Here is a 22028-nt window from a genome sequence, read left to right on the forward strand (position 1 = left end):
ATCAGGCCCCTTCACCCATGAACCGCGGGAAGAATGCGGCATTGATCTCCCGGAGACGCTCGGCACTGACGCGGACAGTGCCCGGAAGCTCCAGATTGGAGCCACCCGAACGTCCCAGGCGCATTGCCGGAACGTTGGCCTTCTCCGCCGCCGCGACAAGGGCTGCACCGTCGGAAGTTGCAATGACGTAGCAGCTTTGGTCCTCACCGAACCAGAATGCATGCGCCGCAACATCCGTCGGCGCGGCTTCAAGCGTGCAGCCAACGCCGCTCGCCATGACCATTTCCGCCACCGTCACCAGCAGACCACCATCGGCAATGTCATGACAGGCCGCAACCGTGCCCGCAGCAATCTGGCTGCGCACAAAATCACCATTGCGACGTTCGACCGCAAGATCGACAACGGGCGGTGCGCCATCTTCACGCTGGCAGATTTCGCGCAGCCACAGCGACTGCCCGAGTTCGCCACGAATGGCACCAACCAGCACCAGATCATGGGCATCCGGCATGGAAAGCCCGATGGACTTGGACGCGTCCGCCAGTACGCCAAGCGCACCGATCGCCGGTGTCGGCAGGATGGCCTGTGCTTCACCGGACGGGGAACGCGTCTCGTTATACAGCGAGACGTTGCCGCTCACGACCGGGAAGTCGAGCGCACGGCAGGCATCGCCCATGCCTTTGATGGCATCGGCAAACTGCGCCATGATTTCCGGACGTTCCGGATTGCCGAAGTTCAGGTTGTCCGTCACGGCCAGCGGAGTTGCGCCCGTTGCCGTGATGTTGCGCCATGCCTCGGCAACAGCCTGCGCACCGCCTGTCTTCGGATCAGCCTGACAGTAGCGCGGTGTGCAGTCCGTCGTCAGGGCAAGACCCAGACGCGTGCCTTCAACGCGCACAACAGCCGCATCGGCCGCACCTGGACGACGCGCCGTGTTGCCACCAACCGAGCCATCATACTGGTTCCAGACCCAGGCGCGGGACGCCAGATCCGGGCAACCGATCAGCGTCAGAAGCGCCTTCTCGATCCCTTCCGGGTCAGCCGGTGTCTCGATCCGTGCCGGTGCCGTCAGAGGCACGGTCGGACGGTTGTAGACCGGAGCCTCATCTGCCAGCGGGGCCAGCGGAATGTCAGCCTCGACTTCGCCCTTGTGGCGGATCGTAATGCGGCCCGTATCGGTCAGTTCACCGATGACGGCGAAGTCCAGCTCCCACTTTGCGAAGATCGCACGGGCAACTTCGGTCCGCTCGGGCTTGAGGACCATGAGCATGCGCTCCTGGCTCTCGGACAGCATCATTTCGTAAGCCGACATGTTCGGCTCGCGCTGCGGTACGGCATCGAGATTGAGCTCGATGCCCACGCCGCCCTTGCCTGCCATTTCAACGGCGGAAGACGTCAGACCCGCAGCACCCATATCCTGAATGGCCACGATCGCATCCGTCGCCATCAGTTCGAGGCAGGCCTCGATCAGCAGCTTCTCGATGAACGGATCGCCAACCTGAACCGTCGGACGCTTGGACGCGGCTTCCTCATCGAACTCCGCTGAGGACATGGTCGCGCCATGAATGCCGTCACGCCCCGTCTTGGAGCCGACATACACAACCGGATTGCCCACGCCCGCCGCAGCCGACAGGAAGATCTTGTCCTGCTTGGCCACACCCACCGTCATGGCATTGACGAGCGGATTGCCGTCATACGCCTTGTGGAAGTTGACCTCGCCACCCACGGTCGGAACACCGACGCAGTTGCCATAACCGCCAACGCCACGGACAACACCATCGACGATGCGACGCGTTCCCGCATGTTTCGGATCGCCGAAACGCAGAGCATTGAGGTTTGCAACCGGGCGTGCGCCCATCGTGAACACGTCACGCAGGATGCCGCCAACGCCCGTTGCCGCACCCTGATAGGGCTCGATGAAGGACGGGTGGTTGTGGCTCTCCATCTTGAAGACGGCGGCCAGACCCTCACCGATATCCACGACGCCTGCGTTCTCGCCCGGCCCATGAATGACCCACGGCGCCTTGGTTGGCAGCGTCTTGAGATGGATGCGGGACGATTTGTAGGAGCAGTGCTCGGACCACATGACGGAGAAAATTCCGAGCTCCGTGAAGCTCGGCGTCCGGCCCATGATCGTGACAAGCTTGTCGTATTCCTCGCCGGTCAGTCCGAAAGACTGGGCAAGCTGGGCATCAATCGTCACACTCATCCGACAAGAGCCTCCACAAGGCCTTTGAAAAGCGGCACGCCGTCGGTTGCGCCGATTTCGGGGTCAGTCAGGTTCTCCGGGTGCGGCATCAGGCCACAGACACGGCCATTCTCGCTCAGGATACCGGCGATGGAGCGCGTGCTCCCGTTGGGGTTGGTTGCGCGTTCATCGTCCGAAACCGCACCATCCGCACCGCAATAGCGGAACGCCACGCGGCCTTCGCCTTCAAGACGCTTCAGCGTTTCGGGCGAGGCCGTGTAGTTGCCGTCACCATGCGCGAGCGGCGCACGGAACACGTCGCCGCGCGTCCAGCCCTGCGTATAGGGCGAAGACGCGTTCTCGACCTTGAGGTGGCAGTCCTGCGACAGGAAGCGCAGACCCGCATTACGCAGCAGCGCACCCGGCAGCAGATGGGATTCCGTCAGAATCTGGAAGCCGTTGCAGACGCCCAGCACATGACCGCCCTTGCCTGCGAACGCCTTGACGTCGCGCATGATCGGCGAATGGGCGGCCATGGCACCACTGCGCAGATAGTCCCCAAAGCTGAAACCGCCCGGCAGCACCACGAGGTCCAGATCCCCCAGCGAGGTCTCCCCGTGCCAGATCAGACGCGGCGCCTGCCCTGTGACCAGCTTCAGGGCATGGACCATGTCGCGCTCCCGGTTCGTGCCGGGAAATACGACGATACCTGCCTTCATTTCTGGTCCTCCGCCGGAGCGGATGCATGGCACGGATAGGTGTCATGCAGGGCACGATAGACGGCCTTGCCTGCCGGCTCCGTCAGCGCATCGTTATGCGCATGCAGCCAGGCCACGACCAGACCACGCACCTGCGGTGCGGTCTGCTGGGCCGGAACGCAGAATGCCACCGGGGCGGACTCATCATGCGCAAAGCTGTCGTACTTCTTGGCCCAGGCCTCGCCGTCCATTAGGCCGGACAGATAGGCGTCGCACATGCCGATGGACGACTTGCTGGAGCACATCTGGCCCAGAGCCTTGCCCGAAACCTTGGACACGCGCTGTGCGTGGGCCGGGGCTGCAACGAGAGCCGGCGCGGCCACGAGGCCGGCCAGCAGGAGCATCGTGGAAAGACGGGTCATCCTGCCACCTCAACGCTGAAATCTTCGATGACTTCATTGGCCAGCAGGGCGCGGGCCATGGCTTCGCCCTCCGCCAGAGCATCGGCAGCATTGTCGGCCGGAACTTCAAGCTCGACGACGCGGTTGATGCGGACTTCGCCCAGGCCCTTGAAGCCGAGGGTTTCGAGAGCATGGCCCACGGCCTTGCCCTGCGGATCGAGAACGCCGTCTTTCAGGGAAACAAAAACACGGATTTTCACTGAACTGCCTCCGGACCCTTGAGGTCACCATTCCCAGACTCGGGCAGGATCCCGAGACGCTTTGCCACTTCCTGATATGCTTCCTCGACGCGACCCATGTCACGGCGGAAGCGATCCTTGTCCATTTTCTCGTTCGTCTTGGAATCCCACAGACGACAGTTATCCGGCGAAATCTCGTCCGCCAGAAGAATGCGCATCTCCTCGCCTTCCCAGATCCGCCCGAATTCCAGCTTGAAATCGACGAGCGTGATGCCGACGGCCGTGAACATCCCCATCAGGAAATCGTTCGTCCGGAGCGCCAGCTGGTTCATGTCGTCCATGTCCTGCGGCGCGGCCCAGTTGAAGGCGGCGATGTGCTCTTCGGAGACCATCGGATCGCCGAGTGCATCGTTCTTGTAATAGTACTCGATGATCGTGCGCGGCAGGCGCGTCCCCTCGGGGATGCCGAGCCGCTTGGACAGGGAGCCCGCCGCCACGTTCCGCACCACGACTTCAAGCGGAATGATCTCCACTTCGCGGATGAGCTGCTCGCGCATGTTCAGCCGGCGGATGAAGTGGGTCGGGATGTTGATCTCGTGCAGCTTGAGCATCAGGTATTCGCTGATGCGGTTGTTCAGTACGCCCTTCCCGGTGATGATGCCGCTCTTTGCGCCGTTTCCGGCAGTGGCATCATCCTTGAAGTACTGAACGAGTGTGCCGGGTTCTGGGCCTTCAAAAAGAACCTTGGCTTTGCCCTCATAGAGCTGGCGGCGGCGAGCCATGAGCAATCCTTAGCGTTGCGCCGTCCTGACAGGAAATGCGGACGGCTGGAGCAGCGACGAATTGTGGTTCCATAGCATTGCGGAACCGGAACTGCGAGTGTGCGGGGCGCAGGAAATCATAGGACGCCTACGCCCCACAGACCTCTCAGTCAAAGATACGGGCGAAAATACGATCCACGGCGCGCAGATGCTGTGCCGGATCGAACGCCTGATCGAGAATGTCCTTGCTGACACGACCGGATACTTCCGGATCGGCCTCAAGGTTTTCGCGGAAAGTCCTGAAGCCCGGCTTGCCCAGCTTCGTCCATGTTTCCATGGCGTTACGTTGCACGATGCGATAGGCGTCCTCGCGTGAAATGCCCGCACGGGCCAGCGTCAGCAGCACTTCGCCGGAATGGACGACGCCACCCAGGCTCTCCATGTTCGCGATCATCTGCTCGGGGTAGACGACCAGCTTTTCCATCATCCCGGCCAGACGGATCAGCGCGAAATCCAGACCGATCGTCGCATCAGGGCAGATGTTGCGCTCGACGGCGGAGTGGCTGATGTCCCGCTCATGCCACAGCGCGACGTTTTCCAGCGCCGGGATGACATGCGAGCGGATCAGGCGCGCCAGACCCGTCAGGTTCTCCGACAGGACAGGGTTGCGCTTGTGCGGCATTGCCGAACTGCCCTTCTGTCCCTTGTGGAAGAATTCTTCCGCTTCCCGGACTTCCGAACGCTGCAGATGACGGACCTCGACAGCCAGACGCTCAATACCGCTGGCGATCACGCCGAGCGTGCAGAAGAATGCGGCATGACGGTCACGCGGAATGACCTGCGTGGACACGCTCTCGACAGCCAGACCCAGCTTGTCGGCCACATATTCCTCGATTTCCGGATCGATATGGGCATAGGTGCCGACAGCGCCGGAGATGGCGCAGACCGCGATTTCCTTGCGCGCTTGGATCAGACGGGCGCGGTTCCGGGCAAATTCAGCGTAGTGTCCGGCGATCTTCAGGCCAAAGCTGGTCGGCTCGGCATGGATCGCGTGGCTGCGGCCGATCGTGACCGTATTGCGGTGCTCGTAAGCACGGGCCTTCAGCGCGGCGAGAACGCGGTCCAGATCTTCCAGCAGCAGATCGGCGGCCTGCGTCATCTGGACGGACAGGCAGGTGTCCAGCACGTCCGAAGACGTCATGCCCAGATGGACGAAACGGCTGTCCGGACCGACTTTTTCCGCAAGCCATGTCAGGAACGCGATGACGTCATGGCGCGTTTCGGCTTCGATCTCGTCGATGCGGGCCAGATCCGCGTCGGAGAACGCAGCCATGGCAACGTCACCCTTCTCGCGGATGGTCTTTGCTGATTCGGCGGGAATGTCACCCCGTTTCGCCATGGCTTCGCAGGCAAGGGCTTCGATCTCGAACCAGATACGAAAACGGTTGGCGGGAGACCAGATGGCAGTCATCTGCGGACGGCTGTAACGGGGTACCATGGGAACTCCGGATGCGAGGTGGGGCTTTACGGAGGCTCCTTAGACCAAATACGAAGATATTGCACGGACCCCTTTTCGGAAGAATGACACCTTGGCCCCTGACTCTCTGCTTCACGCCCTCATCGCCCTCGGCCAGATCACCCTGATCGACATCGCCCTCGCCGGTGACAATGCCGTCGTGATCGGAATGGCCGTTCGCAACCTTGAAGGCCGGCAGCGCCGTCTGGCCATCCTGTTCGGAACGGGTTTTGCGGCCATCCTGCGTGTCGGTCTGGCCCTGCTGGCGACAACGCTCCTTGCCGTGGTTGGCCTGACGCTTGCGGGTGGCTTTCTGCTTCTGTGGGTCTGCTGGAAGATGTATCGTGAGCTTCGTGGTGGCGAACATCACGAGGACGTCGAAGCTGCCCCACCGCGCCTCGGCCCGGCCGTCCTGAGGATCGTGGTGGCCGATCTGTCCATGAGCCTCGATAACGTTCTGGCGGTGGCTGGCGCTGCTGTCGGGCATCCGTGGATTCTTGTATCGGGGCTTGTGCTCTCGGTCCTGCTAATGGGGCTTGCCGCATCGGTCGTCGCCAATCTTCTGGCCCGTTACCGCTGGATCGCATGGATCGGTCTGCTGGTGGTGCTGGGTGTCGCAATCGAACTCGTCATCCGGGGTGGCGGAGAGGTCTGGACGCATGTTCTTCCGAAATAGCCGAACACTCCTCATGGGGCTTATGACGCTATTCGCCGCGTCATCGGCCCTCGCCGCGCCAGCATCTCCTCCCGTTCGGGAGCGGCTGGCGGAATGGCTCATTCTCGTCGGACCGGGCGGAACCGCTTTTCCGGCACAGCGCTACGCTGATTTCCTGGCACAGACGCCCCAGTGGCCGCAGCGGGTCCGGATCCTCTGGCGTTATCAGAACGCCCTGTCCCAGACCACCGATCCGCAGATCCTGAACGCCCTTTGCCCGCGCTATCCCCTCACGCTTCCGGCGGCGTTCGAGGCATGCGCCCCTCATCTTCCTGACGCGGCCTCAACGGCACGTCGCCTCTGGCTGTCAGGCAATGCCCTGACTGTCAGCGAAGAACAGATGCTGCTCCAGCGTTTCGGCCAGAGTTTCACGCCTGCCGATCAGTGGGCCCGTTACGAGGCTTTGGAACTGCGGGGCCAGTTCTCCGTCGCGTCCCGCCAGATCGAGCGTCTTGCTCCGGAACAACAAGCGCTGGCTCGTGCCCGGCTGGCCGAGCGTCTAGCCTCGCCTGATGCCGATTCCCTGTTCGCATCGCTTTCTGCTGACCTGCAATCCGATCCTGCCCTGATCCGCTATCGCCTCAGAGCGCTGCGCCGTGGGGACAGGCTGGACGAGGCGCTCTCGCTATGGAACGCGCAGGGGGCCGCGCTCCAGCAGGCCAGTCCCTCGCATGACTGGTCATCCGAGCGCATTAGTCTCGCCCGCGCCCTGCTGCTGGCTGGCCGTCCGAAAGAGGCCGCGGATCTCGCAGACGACACCACCATGGCGCCTGACACGACGGACCGCCAGGAAGCTGAGCTGCTGAGCGGTATCATCGCGCTGAGGGAGCTTCAGGCCCCTGCCCGCGCGGAAAAATTCTTCAGGCCCCTTCAGAATGCTACCTCGCTCCAGATGCAGGCCCGTGGCTATTACTGGACAGGCCGCGCCCTGCAGATCGCAGACCGGCAGCAGGATGCCGAAGCGGCCTTCCGCAAGGCCGCGTCGTATCCTACGACCTTTCCAGGTCAGCTCGCGCTCGCGGCCCTGACCCAGGACGAAAGTATTCTGGTCTCCGGAAAATCGTCAGAGGCTTTTGATAGCGCTCTACTTCAGGCGCTCCAGACCCTTCCCATCCCGACTGCCGGAACTCTCAGCCGTACGGATCTGCTCGAAGCCGCAACGGACCTTGTGCAGGCCGGCGATCCCGATCACGCACGGGAATTCCTCATGATGCTGGGCGTGGTCAATCCTTCGCCCGAGGGGCAGAAAGCCGTCGCGGACGCTGCGTCCCGGCTGGGCCTGGCCGCACCGGAAGTCTTCGCGTCCTATGCCCTGGCGCGTAAGGGGGTTGCTCTTTACCCGCAGGGCTTCCCCGATCCCTATCCGTCAGCCTCGACTGTCCCCGACGGGCTGCTGCCCGCCATTATCCGGCAGGAGAGCGGCTTCGACCCCGACGCCATCAGTGGCGCTCATGCAGTCGGCCTGTTGCAGCTTCTTCCCGCCGCGGCAAAGGATGTGGTGCGCAAGGCGGATCTGGGCTCCGTTAATGTCTCACCCGCAGCCCTGACCGATCCCCAGACGAATCTCCGGATCGGCAACGCCTATGTCTCACAGCTTCTGGAGCGTTTCGGGAATGTGATTCCCTATGCGCTGGCGGCCTATAATGCCGGCCCGCACCGGGTTGATCTCTGGCTGAAGGCAGATCCCCCTTCCGAACCTCTCTCCGAAGATGGCGTTCTGGATTGGATCGAACGCCTGCCCTATCGCGAGACACGCCTCTATATCGAAAACATTGAGGCCAGCATGATGATCTATCGTGTCAGGAACCTCCATGCCGGATAACGCACTCCGCACACTTTCCGAGCACGTGCTTGAGCATCTTCGCAGGACCGGTTGGAGGCTGGTCACGGTGGAAAGCTGTACGGGCGGTCTGATTGCTGCCGCGCTCAGTGATATTCCCGGATCGTCAGACGTGCTGGAGGGCGGCTTCGTTACGTATTCCAACGCCCTGAAAATGAGTGCTGTCAGTGTTCCCGAGGCCATTCTGGCTCAATACGGCGCCGTTAGCACCCAGACCGCCGAAGCCATGGCCAGAGGCGGTCTTCTGAATACCAGGGATGCGGACCTTGCCATCTCTGTGACGGGGATCGCCGGACCAAGTGGTGGCAGCACACTCAAGCCGGTCGGAACCGTCTGCTTTGGGCTGGTTGCCCGAACCGGATCAACCACAAGCGTGCAGTGCCATTTCACGGGAGATCGTGCTGCCATCCGCGCCCAGTCCGTACACCATGCCCTGCAGATGGTTCTGAACGCCTGACACAAAAAAGCGGCTCCCGAATGAACGGAAGCCGCCTTTGCCTGAAACCGGAGGTCCGTTCAGAAACTCAGTTGCCCTGTGTCGGGGCCGGCAGCGTGGAGGCTGCTGCCGGAGCCTGAAGGCTCGGAGCCGTTGGAATGGCCGTCGGTGCAACCGGCGTCTGGGCCTGCTGAAGAGAGCGGGCGTTCAGGGCATCCGTGGCGGACTCGCTGTCGGCCTTCTGCGTTTGTGCAGTCTTATCGTGGTGCTTGCCGTGATGATGATGCTCGGCCATTGCAGGCGAAGCTGCGGCGACCAGAGCGGTCAGGGCAAATGCGCCAAAGGAAATCTTTTTCATTTCGTAATCCTTTTCATGTCACCATGACGGTGCTTGGGACCTGTAACGGCCCACGCACCGAATGGTTCTGGAAATACTACGAAATTTTATGTCCTTTGGGAAAGGCCCGGTGCCGGCGGGACCGCTTTCGTCGCCTGAGTGCCGTAAATGTCCCGTGCCCGCTTGATGAAGGCGGAGACCATCAGACGCACGCCCTCATTGAACACGACGCCCATCGCATTCTGCAGAAGGCGCGAACGGAACTCGAAATCGACGAAGAAATCGACCAGACAGCCACGCGGATCCGGCGTGAACGTCCAGACATTGTTCAGGTAACGGAAAGGCCCCTTCTCGTAGCGCACCCGGATACGCGAAGGCCGCTCCAGCGTCACACGGCTGGTGAAGGTCTCGCGGAACGGGCCGAACCCGATCGTCAGATCTGCCACAAGCTCCTGTTCCGTCTGGGTCCGGATGCTTGCCTTCACACACCAGGGAAGGAACTGCGAATATTTCTCCACATCTGCCACAAGATCGAAAAGCTGGTCCGGCGTGTAGGCGATCAACCGTTGCTCGGCATGTGTCGGCATCAGAGACTTTCTTTCAGACGGCTGTTCCGCGCAGCCTGAAGCTTCGCGAAATCACTGTCCGCATGGTAGGAGGACCGGGTCAGCGGACTGGCACTGACCTGAAGAAATCCTTTTGAACGGGCAGCAGCAGCATAGCCGTCAAACTCGTCGGGGGTAACAAACTTTTCCACCGCCGCATGTTTCGCGGACGGCTGGAGATACTGTCCAAGCGTCAGGAAATCGACGTCCGCAATCCGGAAATCATCCATAACCTGGGCTACTTCCATCCGCTCCTCGCCAAGCCCAAGCATCAGGCCGGACTTGGTAAAAATGGAAGGATCGAGTTTCTTTACTCCGTCCAGGAGACGGACGGACTGATAGTAACGCGCTCCCGGTCTGATGGTGGGGTAAAGCCGGGGTACGGTCTCGATATTGTGATTGAAAACGTCCGGCCGAGCCGCCACTACGACCTCCAGCGCGCCATCCTTGCGCAGGAAATCAGGCGTCAGAATCTCGATCGTGGTCTGTGGAGAGGTCTCGCGGATCGCATGAATGACCCGCGCGAAGTGCATCGCCCCTCCGTCTTCCAGATCGTCACGGTCCACCGAAGTGATGACGACATGCTTGAGCCCAAGCTTCGCCACCGCTTCCCCGACCCGCCGTGGCTCGTCCTCATCAAGATGCTTCGGCAGTCCGGTCGTAACATTGCAGAATGCGCAGGCCCGGGTGCAGATCTCGCCCATGATCATCATCGTGGCGTGACGCTGCGACCAGCATTCCCCGATATTGGGGCATGCCGCTTCCTCGCAGACCGTCACCAGCCCGGCATCCCGCATGAGCGCGCGGGTCTCGTGATACACGGGATGGTTCGGCGCCTTGACCCGGATCCAGGACGGCTTGCGCTGGATCGGGTTGTCAGGCCGATGCGCCTTTTCCGGATGACGGAGGGCAGGCGCCGAACGGTGATCGATGGTGATGCGCTGGGACATGGTGCTCAGATATGCAGCGGGCCGTCGAAGGCCGCCAGAGTTGCCTCATGCATGGTCTCAGAAATGGTCGGATGCGGGAAGACCGTCTCGACCAGCTCCGCTTCCGTCAGTTCGCCTGTGCGGGTGATGACGTAGCCCTGGATCATTTCCGTGACTTCCGCGCCGATCATGTGGGCGCCAAGAAGCTCGCCGCTTGTGGCATCGAACACGGTCTTGACCATGCCGTCCGTCTCACCCATCGCGACGGCCTTGCCGTTGGCAATGAACGGGAAGCGCCCGACCTTGACCTTGTGGCCGGCAGCGATGGCCTTCTCTTCGCTAAGCCCGACAGAGGCGATCTGCGGACGTGAATAGGTGCAGCCCGGAATATTCAGCGGATGAAGCGGCTGCGGCGAACGGCCTGCGATCTTCTCGACGCAGAGGATGCCTTCATGGCTCGCCTTGTGGGCCAGCCACGGAGCCCCCGCGACATCACCGATCGCATAGATACCCGGCTCACCGGTGCGGCAGAAGCCGTCCGTGACGATATGGGTTCGCTCGACCTGCACCTTGGTGCCCTCAAGCCCCAGATCCTCGACATTGCCGACAATGCCGACCGCACAGATAACGCGATCCACCGTCAGATCGACCTTGCCCGTCGGGCTCTCGATCGTCGTGGAGACTTCGTTCTCACTCTTGTTCAGAGGGCCGACTTTCGCGCTGGTGATGATCTTCATTCCCTGCTTTTCGAAAGCCTTGCGGGCAGCGGCGCTGATTTCCGGATCTTCGGCAATCAGGATCCGGTCCGCCACCTCGGCAATCGTGACCTCACTGCCCATGTTCCGGTAAAACGATGCGAACTCGATGCCGATGGCGCCGGAGCCGATGACGAGGAGCCGCTTCGGCAGTTCCTGCGGCGTCATGGCCTCGCGCGCTCCCCAGATCAGGGTGCCGTCCGTTTCCAGACCAGGAAGCTGACGACCACGCGCACCCGTTGCAAGGATGACATGCGGCGCCTTGATGGTGGCAACCGTAGCCCCGTCCTTGGTGATGGCAACCTGATGCGCCTCGCCCGAACGGCCGGCCAGCTTTGCACGACCATCAAAGGTCGTGACCTTGGCCTTCTTCAGCAGATGGGCAATGCCGCCACCCATTCGCCGCGCAATGCTGCGTGAACGACCCACGATCTTGGACAGGTCGAACGAGATGTTGTCGGCAGAAAGACCGAACGTCCCCAGTTCATGTAGCAGATGGTGGATTTCCGAAGACCGCAGAAGCGCCTTGGTCGGAATGCAGCCCCAGTTGAGGCATACGCCGCCGAAATGCGTGCTTTCCACGAGCGCCACGCTCATGCCGAGCTGGCTGGCCCGCAGCGCCGCCACATAGCCGCCGGGGCCGCCACCAACAACAATCAGATCGAACGTATCGGACATGGTTCAGACCACCAGAGTGTAAGGGTTCTGCACGATATCGCGCAGTGCATTAAGCCATTCGGCACCAAGCGCGCCATCGACGGCACGGTGATCGACCGAAAGCGTCGCCGTCATCACGGTTGCAACAGCAATTTCTGATCCACGCACCACGGCCCGCTTCTCACCCGAGGCAATCGCCAGGATACCGGCCTGCGGCGGATTGATGATCGCCGCGAACTCGCGCACGCCGAACATGCCCATGTTGGAAATGGAGAACGTCCCGCCCTGGAATTCCTCGGGCTTGAGCTTTCCGGCACGGGCGCGCTTGGCCAGATCCTTGGCCTCGACGCTGATCTGCCGCAGGGACTTGCGATCGGCGTTGCGGATGATCGGCGTGATCAGGCCGTCCGGCACCGACACGGCCATCGAGATGTCCACATTCTCGAAATGCAGCGTCTCGGCATCCGTGAACTGCACGTTCACACCCGGTACCTTCTTCAGCGCCAGTGCAACGGCCTTGATCATCATGTCGTTGACGGAAATCTTGAAGCTGTTTTCCTGAGCGGTGGCATTCAGCTTCGACCGCAGTTCCAGCAGTGCATCCAGCTCGATATCAACCGAGACATAGAAATGCGGAACCTGCGTCTTGGATTCCGTCAGACGCCGCGCAATGACCTTGCGCATCGTGGAGTTCGGAACGCGACGGACAGTCTCTTCCGGAGCAGCAACGGGTGTCGCTGACGGAGCTGCTTTCGGCGCAGTCTTCGGAGCTGTCACACCCTTTTCCACATCGCGCTTGAGAATACGGCCGTTCGGGCCACTTCCCGTCAGCGCATCGAGGGAAATGCCTCGCTCACGTGCCATGCGGCGGGCTAGCGGAGAGACGAAAATCCGTTCGCCCTTCTCTTCTGGCGCAGCTTTTGCAGGCGCAGTTCCCGTCGATACGGCCGGAACAGCCTCTGCTTTCGGGGCCGCTGGCGCCTGCGTGGAAGAGCCATCCGGCACAGCCTCACCCTCTTCCACAAGAACTGCGATCGGTGTGTTGACGGGAATGCCCTCGACGCCTTCCTGGATCAGGATGCGGCCAAGAATGCCCTCGTCCACGGCTTCCACTTCCATGGTCGCCTTGTCGGTCTCGATCTCGGCAATCACGTCGCCAGCGGAGACGGTATCGCCCTCGGCTTTGAGCCAGCGGGCCAGTTTGCCCTCGGTCATGGTCGGCGACAGCGCCGGCATCAGAATATCGGTAGCCATCGTTGTCAGTCCCGCAGCTGCTTGCGAACGGCATCCACAACCCATTCGGGTTTCGGAAGCGCCAGTTTTTCGAGATTGGCCGCATAGGGCATCGGCAGGTCGAGCCCGCAGACACGTGCCGGCGGAGCATCGAGCCAGTCAAAGGCCTGCTCGACGGCCACGGTGCAGATTTCCGCACCGATGCCCGCTACCGGCCAGCCTTCCTCAACGGAGACGATCCGGTTCGTCTTCTTCACACTGCGCACAATCGTCTCAGTGTCCAGCGGACGGATCGAACGCAGGTTGATGACTTCGGCCGAGATGCCTTCATCCGCCAGAATCGCCGCGGCTTCCAGCGCCACGCCAACCATGATGGAGAACGCCACCAGCGTCACATCCGTCCCTTCCCGCTCGATCTTCGCGCGACCGATCGGCAGAATGAAATCTTCATCCACCGGGCACGGGAATTTCTGGCCGTACAGGATCTCGTTTTCCAGCACGATAACCGGGTTCGGATCACGGATGGCAGCGCGCAGCAGCCCCTTCGCATCAGCTGCCGACCAGGGAGCCACGACCTTCAGGCCCGGAATATGCGCGTACCAGCTCGCGAAACACTGCGAATGCTGGGCACCTACGCGGGCTGCTGCACCGTTCGGACCGCGGAACACGATGGGGCAGCCCATCTGACCACCGGACATATACAGCGTCTTGGCGGCTGAATTAATAATATGATCAATGGCCTGAAGCGAGAAGTTCATGGTCATGAACTCGACGATCGGCTTCAGACCCGTCAGGGCCGCACCAACCGCCATACCCGTAAAGCCATGCTCGGTGATCGGCGTGTCGATGACGCGCTTTTCGCCAAACTCTTCCAGCAGACCCTGGCTGATTTTGTAGGCGCCCTGATACTGCGCCACTTCCTCACCAATCAGGAACACGTCCTCGTCACGACGAAGCTCGGCCGCCATGGCATCACGCAGCGCCTGACGGACGGTGATCTCGCTGGTTTCGCCCCAGTCGCGATCATCCTCGGCCTGTGCCACTTCCGGCGCTTCGGTGATGGCCGGGTCGGACGGCGTCTCAATGGCAACAGGTGCACCGACTGCCGGATCAGAAGACCGCACGACATCATCGGCCGCAGAGGCGTCCTCGCCTTCCGCCAGAAGCACCGCGATCGGCGTGTTGACCGCGATGTTCTGCGTGCCCTCTTCCACCAGCGTTTTACCGATCACACCTTCGTCCACGGCTTCGACTTCCATCGTCGCCTTGTCGGTCTCGATCTCGGCAATCACGTCACCGGCCGCAACGGTATCACCGGCCTTCTTGACCCAGCGGGCCAGCGTACCTTCGGTCATGGTCGGCGAGAGAGCCGGCATCAGAATCAGAGATGCCATGGATCAGGCCTCCACCAGAATATCGGTCCAGAGTTCGGACACGTCCGGCTCCGGGCTTGTCTGCGCAAATTCGGTCGCGTCCGCCACGATGGCTTTCACGTCCGTCTCGATGTCCTTGAAGACACTCTCCTCAATGCCGCTGCGCAGCATTTCGGCCTTCAGCGTTTCGATCGGATCGCGCGTGCGACGCATCTCCTCGACTTCCGCGCGCTGGCGATATTTCGCCGGATCGGACATGGAGTGCCCGCGATAGCGATAGGTTTCCATCTCCAGCAGGAACGGCCCCTTGCCCGAGCGGCAGTATTCCATGGCTTCCTGCGCGGCTTCATGCACGGCAAAAATGTCCATGCCGTCCACCTTACGGCTGGCAATGCCCCAGGGTTCGCCATTACGCGACAGATCCTTGGAGGCGGAAGCGCGCTCGATGGACGTGCCCATGCCGTAGCGGTTGTTTTCGATCACATAGATGCAAGGCAGCTTGTGCAGGGCAGCGAGATTGAAGCTCTCATAGACCTGCCCCTGTGCCGATGCGCCCTCGCCGAAATACACGATCGAGACCTCGTCCGTGCCGCGATACTTGTTCGCAAAGGCTAGCCCCGTGCCGAGGGCTACCTGTGCGCCGACGATGCCATGGCCGCCATAGAACTCCTTTTCACGGGAGAACATGTGCATGGAACCGCCCTTGCCGTGCGAATATCCACCGGAGCGGCCCGTCAGTTCCGCCATAACACCACGCGGCGTCATGCCCGCGACGAGCATCTGCCCATGGTCGCGATAGGACGTAATGGACTTGTCGCCCTGCTTCATGTTGAGGCCGATCCCGACCACAACGGCTTCCTGGCCGATATACAGATGGCAGAAGCCGCCGATCAGACCCATGCCGTAAAGCTGCCCGGCCTTTTCCTCAAAGCGCCGGACAAGAAGCATGTCCCTGTAAGCGCGCTTCATGGTCTCCGGCGAAAGGGCCGGACCGTTGCTCCGGCCTGAAGCGGACGGTGTCTCGTCCATGACGGTCTCCTGATGGAAATGCACAAAATCCTGCATGCTCTTAGCGGCAGAACCCGCCAAAAGCCAGACCACGCCCCCGCTTTCGCGGAAGTCCCGGCCTGCTGGATGTGCCGTGGAAAAACGGATCAGACCGCCCCGAAGGGCGGCCTGGGATCATACGAAACCGAGCAGACGGCGTGCGGCCACGCCGGGGTCGGGCTCACGCAGCAGGCTCTCGCCCACCAGAACCGCGCTCGCTCCGACCGCCCCGACCTTCATCATGTCGTCCTGCGTCCGGATGCCGCTTTCGGAGACGACCAGACGATCCGGCGGCACCAGCGGCGCAAGCTCGATCGTCGTCTGGATGTCGGTCTTCAGTGTCCGCAGGTTACGGTTGTTGATCCCGATCAGGAACGTATCCAAGGCTAGGGCCCGGTTCAGTTCGGCCTCGTCATGGACTTCCAGCAGGACATCCATGTCCAGCCCGCGTGCAATCGCGATCAGTTCGGCAGCCTGGGTTTCCGTCAGGATCGCCATGATCAGCAGGATGCAGTCCGCCCCGATCAGGCGGCTCTCATGCACCTGCCAGGGGTCCAGAATGAAGTCCTTGCGCAGGATGGGCAGGCTGCATGCTTCGCGTACGGCCCGGATATCGTCCGTGCTGCCATGAAAGCACGAGCCTTCCGTCAGAACCGAAAGACAGGTGGCGCCGGCAGCCTGGTATTCCTGCGCGATCTCGACCGGATTGTAGTCCGGACGCAGGATACCAGCGGACGGAGACGCCTTCTTGATCTCGGCAATCAGCCCGACCTGACGATCGGCCGTGAGATGCTGGAGCGCCTGACCAAAGCCCCGTGTCGGGACTGTGACTTCCCGGGCGCGTGCCGTGATCTCCTTGAGGGACATGATCTGGGAGCGCTGCTCGATGTCCACGCGGGTGCGGGCGCAGATCCGGGCCAGAACGTCGCTGCGGTCGGCAGCGGTTTCCGCTTCAGGGTCCTTGATGGGCGGGGTCGTCGTTTCCGGAATTTCCGGGTCCGGGAACTGTTCCGTTCCCTCAGGCGAATATGTCATCGCCGGTCGATGGTACATGAATGTCATGATCGTCCTGCGTCTTTGGGGGCAATGGAATGAGCTGACATGCGCGCAGCCTCGAGCGCGGCACGGGCAAGACCCCGGTCAATGGAGTCTGCCGCCATTCCTACATTGCGACGGAAAGCTGGAACGTCAATCGCTCCGGCCTTCACGATATCGCCGCGCCCTGCCACATGCAGGGCTGCAGCGGCGTTGAGAAGAACCGTATCCCGGTAGGCGCCACCCGCGCCATCCAGCAGGGCAAGCAATGCAGCCGCATTGGTCTGCGCATCCCCGCCCCGGATGGCTGAAATCGGTGCGGCAGCCAGTCCGGCCATGTCCGGTTCGATCCCGAATGAAAAAAGGGCATCGTCCTGCCAGGCCGAAACCTGGGAGGGGCCAGCAAGCGTAAGCTCGTCACTGCCCCCTTCTTCGGTTGAGCCATGGACGACCCAGACTGAAAAACTGCCCAGTGCGCCAAGCGCCCGCGCCACGGGTTCGCACCAGTTCCTGTCAAACACGCCGATCAGCTGATGGCGGACCTGAGCGGGGTTGCACAGCGGCCCGAGCAGATTGAACAGCGTACGGAAACCCAGTGCCTTGCGGACAGGAGCCGCATGCCGCATCGCAGGATGATGCTGGGGGGCTGCCAGAAAGACCAGTCCGTTTTCCCGCAGCCGATGGCCCTGAAGCTCCAGATCATCGGTCGGCGGAATGCCCAGGACTTCGAGAACATCCGTTGCACCCGTGGCGGATGAGAGTGCGCGGTTGCCATGCTTGGCCACGGGAACGCCAAGTCCCGCCAGCACGAAGGCTACGGCTGTGGAGACATTCAGTGTCTTCAGGCCGTCGCCGCCTGTTCCGCACACATCAATCGCCCCGGCTGGCACATCTGGCAGAACCGTCATGTGATGACGGACCGCCTGAACGGCTCCGGTCAGTTCGGCAAAGGTTTCGCCACGGAGTTTCAGCGCGGTCAGGAAAGCGGCAAGCTGAACGGGATCGACCTCGCCGGCCATGATGGCGTGAAAAGCCGTTTCCGCCTCATGACTGTCGAGTTGCCGTCTCTGGGCAGCCTTGTGCAGAAGGGACGTGAAATCCGCGCTCACAGTCATGCGGCCTGTGAGGTGAGGACCGGAATACCGGCAATTTTCAGGAAATTGGCCAGCAGTTCGCGTCCTGCAACGGATGCGATGCTTTCGGGATGGAACTGGACGCCATGCACGGGATAGTCACGGTGACGCACGCCCATGATGACGCCGTCTTCCGTCCGGGCATTGACCACAAGCGTTTCGGGAATGCTGTTCGGTGCAAGCGTCAGGCTGTGATAGCGCACTACATCCACCGGCTCGGGCAGTCCGGCAAAGACGCCCGTTTCGTCATGATGCACCGCGCTGATCTTGCCATGCATCGGCACAGGTGCGCGCACGACTTCTGCCCCGAAGACCTGTCCGATCGCCTGATGGCCAAGGCACACACCGAATACCGGCACCTTCCCCGCGGCAGCACGGATCAGATCACAGCAGATCCCGGCCTCGGCCGGGGCACCAGGGCCTGGCGAGATCACGATTGCGGACGGATTGAGCGCCAGGGCCTCCTCGACGCTCAGCGCGTCATTGCGCCGCACGTCACACTCAACCCCAAGCGCACCCAGATGGTGGACGATGTTGAATGTGAAGCTGTCGTAATTGTCGATGAGAAGGATCATGGCAACAGAATGACCCCCGTGTCTGTTTTCGTCAAATACATCGCGCTTCGAGGCTCCGTCAGGCTTTCGCGGCAGTTGCTACGGCGATTTCCGCCGCCCGGAACAGCGCACGGGCCTTTGCCTGCGTCTCGCGGAACTCGGCGTTCGGATCGCTGTCCGCCACGACACCGCAGCCGGCCTGCACATACATGTTTCCACCCTTGAGAACGGCCATGCGCAGCCCGATGCAGGTGTCCATTTCCCCGTCCGCCCCGAAATACCCGACGCAGCCCGAATAGGGACCGCGCCGCGTCGGTTCCAGTTCGTCAATGATTTCCATGGCGCGGATCTTGGGGGCGCCCGTCAGGGTCCCGGCCGGGAAAGCTGCGACAAGTGCATCCATCGCCGTTTTGCCGTCCTTGATGCGGCCGGTCACGGTCGAGGAAATATGCATGACATGGCTGTAGCGCTCGACGACGAATTTCTCCGGAACTTCGACGGTCCCGAGCTGTGAGACGCGCCCGACATCGTTTCGGCCCAGATCAATCAACATCAGATGCTCGGCCAGTTCCTTGCGGTCAGCCAGAAGCTCCTTTTCCAGCGCGAGATCCTCTTCGCGGTCCGCTCCGCGCGGGCGTGTGCCCGCCAGCGGACGCACCGTGACTTCGCCGTTGCGCAGCCGTACGAGGATTTCCGGCGAAGATCCGACCAGAGCGTAGTCCTCAAGCTCCATCACGAACAGGAACGGCGCCGGATTGACGCGGCGCAGGCTGCGATAGAGCGAGAGCGGCGACAGCGGGAATGGGGTCGTGAAGCGCTGGCTCGGCACGATCTGGAATGCATCGCCCGCAGCGATATAGTCCTGCGCCTTGCGGATGTGATCCTCGAACTGCTGCTGCGTCATGTTCGATGTCGGTGGTGCCAGTTCCGTGCCGGCCGGCAGCGTCTCGCGCGCATCCCCCAGCGGCGCGGCCAGAGCGGCCCGTGCCTGATCGAGAAGCGCATGCGCCTCCGCATCCGTCGTCTTGCCCCGCACCGGCACGGCCAGCGTAAGCTCGTCCCGCACGGAATCGAAGACCGCGAACAGGCGCGGACGGATCATGATCCCTTCCGGCAGTTCCAGATCGTTGACCGGGGCATTCGGCAGGCGCTCCATCTGGCGCACCATGTCGTAACCCAGCACGCCGAACACGCCGCCGATCATCGGCGGCATTCCGGCCGGAAGCTCCATCTGGCTCTCATCCACGATGGTCTTCAGTGTCTCGAGCGGTACGCCGTCAACGGGCTTGCCGTCCAGCGTCACCTTCCCGTCCCGGCATTTCCAGACCAGATCCGGCAGAAGCGCGATTACGGAATAACGCCCGCGGGCCGCACCGCCTTCGACGCTTTCGAACAGCAGCCGGTACGGATCGTCCGACAGTTTCGAAAGACGCAGAAAGGCCGAGACAGGCGTCAGAAGATCGGCGGCCTCAATGCTGTAGACAATGCCCATTACTGCGCCTCGTTTCCTGCTGCCGGCGCGGCCGCAGTCACGACCTGATTATAGAGCGCCATGTTGATGTGCGACGGCGGAACCGCCTTTTCCATGGCGGCGTTCAGGGCCACCGGGATGTCGGAACGCATGGACTGCAGGTATTCGTCCGAAAGCTGGTTGCCCAGGCTTTTCATGTCCTCTGCCGAGGCCGGCTTGTCCGCCGTCACGTTGACCAGCCAGAACGCATCCGGTGATTCGAACATGCCGCTCGTTCCCGGCTTGAGACCGAAGACACCGCGCAGGACATTCTGCGGCAGGCTCTGGTCCGGATGAACCCGCGACACGGCAACGTCCTGACGCAGGGCCGAGGCGTCGGCCTGCCCCTCAACAGCCTTGCGCAGCGTTCCCGCCTTGGCGGCATTGAACAGCGCGGTCGCCCTCAGATCCGCAGCATGGCGCTTCTGATCCGCCGTCCAGGCCTGCACGACCTGATCGCGCACGGTGTCGAACGGCTTGAGCGTACCCGGGTGCACTTCATCGACGAGCAGGGAGAACGCCGTGCCGTTCGGACCATTGATGACGGTCGGCTGGGCATTCTTGGACTGGGTGAAGATCTGGTGGATGATCGCCTGGCGCAGCGCCGCGTCGCCCGGGATGGGGGCAGGCAGACCGTCCTGTGTCAGGCCGTTTGAATCCAGCGTGCCGGATGCGGGAACGGCCCCGAGATCGCTCGGGATCTGCTCCAGTGTCGAAGATCCGGCAACCGCATCCTGAAACTGCTTCTGGCGGGCCTGAAGCGCCTCCCCGGCTTCCTGGGTCTGGACCTGCGTCTTCAGACCGTCCTTAGCCTGCTCGAAGGTCGTCTTGTGCGGCGCGGTGATGGCCGTGATGTTGAAGACGACCCAGCCCATGCCGGTCTTTTCCGGTCCGGAGATGCGGTCGGACGGTGCTGCGAATGCTGCCTTGGCGAGTTCGGGGTTCGGAATGTCGCTCTGACGTACGGACGGCAGGGACACCGCAGCAGCTTCGGGGAATTTCTTCTGGATATCGTCCCAGGACGTTCCGCTCTTCCAGGCCGTTGCAGCCGCATCGGCCTTTGCCTGATCCGTGAAGGTCAGGACCTGAATCGTCCGCGTCTCGGGCATGTCGAAGGTGCGAGCCTGAAAATCATAGAGACGGTGCAGGACGTCGTCGGGAACCTCGATCGTCTTTGCCACGCTGTCCGGCGTCATGACGACCATTTTCGCATGACGGTATTCTGTCGTGCGGAACATCTGGGGGTGGTTGTCATAAAAACGGTGAAGCTGGTCATCCGTCGGCGCGGCGGCAACGACACCGCTTGCAAACGGGATCTGAACCAGATCGAACACGCGCTGGCTCGCATCAAAAGACAGCATCCGGTCCGTCAGGGAAGACGGCGCGACAACGGACTGCCCCATGCCCTGCAGAAGTCCGCGTGAAGCGATGTCCTCGCGGATGGCCTGGAGCAGCTTGCCCTCGGACAGTCCGATCCGTGTCAGACGGTCATTGAAGATGCTCCGGTCGAACTGTCCGGCGGCATTGTGAAACGCCGGAATGGCAAAGACTTCCTGCCGCACCAGATCATCCGGGACCATCATGCCTGCACGGGCGGCGGCAAGCTGGGTTTCGTTCTGGATCACAAGGTTTTGAAGCGTCTGCCGTGCGATCTGCTCGACCTCGCCCTTGGGGAGCTTGGACGGGTCGGCAAGCCCGATCCGTCTGGCGACTTCGGGAAGCTGCGCCGAGAGCGCGCGGCTGAAATCATCCGGCGTGATGCTGCGATCGCCGACGCGCACGACTTCGTTGGAGCTTGCCGTGCCCATGTTGGAATACACATCTCCCACGCCCCAGCCGATGAAGGCCAGAAAGATCAGCAGCGCGGCGGCACGGCCGGCCCAGGAGTCAACAAAGAGGTGGCGGAGCGTGGTAATCATAGGGTCAGGGCAGATCCGGATGACGGGATGGTGCGGACACAAAAGGCCCGCTAGACTTGCCGCACCATAATGTCGTGAGAACGGCTTGACCAGAAGCAGACCGGAACGAGTGCGACCTTGCGGCATTCAGCCGGTCGCAAACACTGAGCA

General features: G+C 62.0%; 21 protein-coding genes. 3 read left to right on the forward strand and 18 right to left on the reverse strand.

Annotated elements, in window-relative coordinates:
- Nucleotide 1 precedes the first annotated feature (1 nt).
- The 6 genes from purL to purB all read right to left on the reverse strand — a co-directional run bounded on the left by purL (nucleotide 2) and on the right by purB (nucleotide 5782).
- Nucleotides 2-2206, reverse strand: a complete 2205-nt coding sequence (gene purL / locus HKD31_RS11595; RefSeq protein WP_194265225.1) for a phosphoribosylformylglycinamidine synthase subunit PurL — start codon at nucleotides 2204-2206, stop codon at nucleotides 2-4.
- Nucleotides 2203-2904, reverse strand: coding sequence for a phosphoribosylformylglycinamidine synthase subunit PurQ (purQ, locus tag HKD31_RS11600; protein ID WP_194265224.1), 702 nt, complete (start codon nucleotides 2902-2904; stop codon nucleotides 2203-2205). The genes purL and purQ overlap by 4 nt, the downstream gene beginning before the upstream one ends.
- Nucleotides 2901-3305 (reverse strand): Rap1a/Tai family immunity protein, encoded by a 405-nt coding sequence (locus HKD31_RS11605; RefSeq protein ID WP_194265223.1) that lies wholly within the window; start codon nucleotides 3303-3305, stop codon nucleotides 2901-2903. The genes purQ and HKD31_RS11605 overlap by 4 nt, the downstream gene beginning before the upstream one ends.
- A complete protein-coding gene (purS, locus tag HKD31_RS11610; RefSeq protein ID WP_194265222.1) occupies nucleotides 3302-3544 on the reverse strand; it encodes a phosphoribosylformylglycinamidine synthase subunit PurS in 243 nt (80 codons plus the stop codon). The genes HKD31_RS11605 and purS overlap by 4 nt, the downstream gene beginning before the upstream one ends.
- Nucleotides 3541-4305, reverse strand: a complete 765-nt coding sequence (purC, locus tag HKD31_RS11615; protein WP_011253803.1) for a phosphoribosylaminoimidazolesuccinocarboxamide synthase — start codon at nucleotides 4303-4305, stop codon at nucleotides 3541-3543. Before purC ends, purS begins: the two co-directional genes overlap by 4 nt.
- A 145-nt stretch (nucleotides 4306-4450) precedes the next feature.
- Nucleotides 4451-5782: an adenylosuccinate lyase gene (gene purB / locus HKD31_RS11620; protein ID WP_194265221.1), complete on the reverse strand. Its 1332-nt coding sequence runs from the start codon at nucleotides 5780-5782 to the stop codon at nucleotides 4451-4453.
- A 91-nt stretch (nucleotides 5783-5873) separates the two neighbouring features.
- Between purB and HKD31_RS11625 the strand changes: the two genes are divergently transcribed.
- Genes HKD31_RS11625 through HKD31_RS11635 form a run of 3 tightly spaced genes read left to right on the forward strand, consistent with a single transcriptional unit; the run spans nucleotide 5874 to nucleotide 8812 of the window.
- Entirely contained in the window at nucleotides 5874-6476 is a 603-nt protein-coding gene (locus HKD31_RS11625) for a YjbE family putative metal transport protein (RefSeq protein WP_194265220.1), read from the forward strand.
- Nucleotides 6460-8337, forward strand: a complete 1878-nt coding sequence (locus HKD31_RS11630; RefSeq protein WP_194265219.1) for a lytic transglycosylase domain-containing protein — start codon at nucleotides 6460-6462, stop codon at nucleotides 8335-8337. The genes HKD31_RS11625 and HKD31_RS11630 overlap by 17 nt, the downstream gene beginning before the upstream one ends.
- Complete coding sequence (locus HKD31_RS11635; protein WP_194265218.1) at nucleotides 8327-8812, forward strand: CinA family protein; 486 nt, start codon at nucleotides 8327-8329, stop codon at nucleotides 8810-8812. Before HKD31_RS11630 ends, HKD31_RS11635 begins: the two co-directional genes overlap by 11 nt.
- A 67-nt stretch (nucleotides 8813-8879) precedes the next feature.
- On the opposite strand, the gene HKD31_RS11640 is transcribed toward HKD31_RS11635, so the two are convergent.
- The 12 genes from HKD31_RS11640 to HKD31_RS11695 form a co-directional block, all read right to left on the reverse strand.
- Nucleotides 8880-9149, reverse strand: coding sequence for a hypothetical protein (locus HKD31_RS11640; protein WP_194265217.1), 270 nt, complete (start codon nucleotides 9147-9149; stop codon nucleotides 8880-8882).
- Nucleotides 9150-9235: 86 nt separating this feature from the next.
- A complete protein-coding gene (locus HKD31_RS11645) occupies nucleotides 9236-9715 on the reverse strand; it encodes a type II toxin-antitoxin system RatA family toxin (protein WP_194265216.1) in 480 nt (159 codons plus the stop codon).
- On the reverse strand, nucleotides 9715-10683 hold the full coding sequence (lipA, locus tag HKD31_RS11650) for a lipoyl synthase (protein WP_041112447.1): 969 nt from the start codon (nucleotides 10681-10683) through the stop codon (nucleotides 9715-9717). Before lipA ends, HKD31_RS11645 begins: the two co-directional genes overlap by 1 nt.
- A gap of 5 nt (nucleotides 10684-10688) precedes the next feature.
- On the reverse strand, nucleotides 10689-12095 hold the full coding sequence (gene lpdA / locus HKD31_RS11655; protein ID WP_194265215.1) for a dihydrolipoyl dehydrogenase: 1407 nt from the start codon (nucleotides 12093-12095) through the stop codon (nucleotides 10689-10691).
- Nucleotides 12096-12098: 3 nt separating this feature from the next.
- Complete coding sequence (locus HKD31_RS11660) at nucleotides 12099-13328, reverse strand: pyruvate dehydrogenase complex dihydrolipoamide acetyltransferase (RefSeq protein ID WP_194265214.1); 1230 nt, start codon at nucleotides 13326-13328, stop codon at nucleotides 12099-12101.
- A gap of 5 nt (nucleotides 13329-13333) precedes the next feature.
- Nucleotides 13334-14701: a pyruvate dehydrogenase complex E1 component subunit beta gene (locus HKD31_RS11665; protein ID WP_194265213.1), complete on the reverse strand. Its 1368-nt coding sequence runs from the start codon at nucleotides 14699-14701 to the stop codon at nucleotides 13334-13336.
- A gap of 3 nt (nucleotides 14702-14704) precedes the next feature.
- Nucleotides 14705-15709, reverse strand: a complete 1005-nt coding sequence (gene pdhA, locus HKD31_RS11670; RefSeq protein ID WP_011253792.1) for a pyruvate dehydrogenase (acetyl-transferring) E1 component subunit alpha — start codon at nucleotides 15707-15709, stop codon at nucleotides 14705-14707.
- 153 nt (nucleotides 15710-15862) lie between these two features.
- Complete coding sequence (gene trpC / locus HKD31_RS11675; RefSeq protein ID WP_194265212.1) at nucleotides 15863-16789, reverse strand: indole-3-glycerol phosphate synthase TrpC; 927 nt, start codon at nucleotides 16787-16789, stop codon at nucleotides 15863-15865.
- Complete coding sequence (gene trpD / locus HKD31_RS11680) at nucleotides 16786-17877, reverse strand: anthranilate phosphoribosyltransferase (protein ID WP_194265211.1); 1092 nt, start codon at nucleotides 17875-17877, stop codon at nucleotides 16786-16788. The genes trpC and trpD overlap by 4 nt, the downstream gene beginning before the upstream one ends.
- Entirely contained in the window at nucleotides 17874-18470 is a 597-nt protein-coding gene (locus HKD31_RS11685; protein WP_194265210.1) for an anthranilate synthase component II, read from the reverse strand. The genes trpD and HKD31_RS11685 overlap by 4 nt, the downstream gene beginning before the upstream one ends.
- A 58-nt stretch (nucleotides 18471-18528) precedes the next feature.
- Complete coding sequence (gene trpE / locus HKD31_RS11690; RefSeq protein WP_062497926.1) at nucleotides 18529-19941, reverse strand: anthranilate synthase component I; 1413 nt, start codon at nucleotides 19939-19941, stop codon at nucleotides 18529-18531.
- Nucleotides 19941-21878: a peptidylprolyl isomerase gene (locus tag HKD31_RS11695; protein ID WP_194265209.1), complete on the reverse strand. Its 1938-nt coding sequence runs from the start codon at nucleotides 21876-21878 to the stop codon at nucleotides 19941-19943. The genes trpE and HKD31_RS11695 overlap by 1 nt, the downstream gene beginning before the upstream one ends.
- Between the last annotated feature and the right edge of the window lie 150 nt (nucleotides 21879-22028).

The sequence above is a fragment of the Gluconobacter potus genome, assembly GCF_015244705.1.
GTDB lineage: Bacteria > Pseudomonadota > Alphaproteobacteria > Acetobacterales > Acetobacteraceae > Gluconobacter > Gluconobacter potus.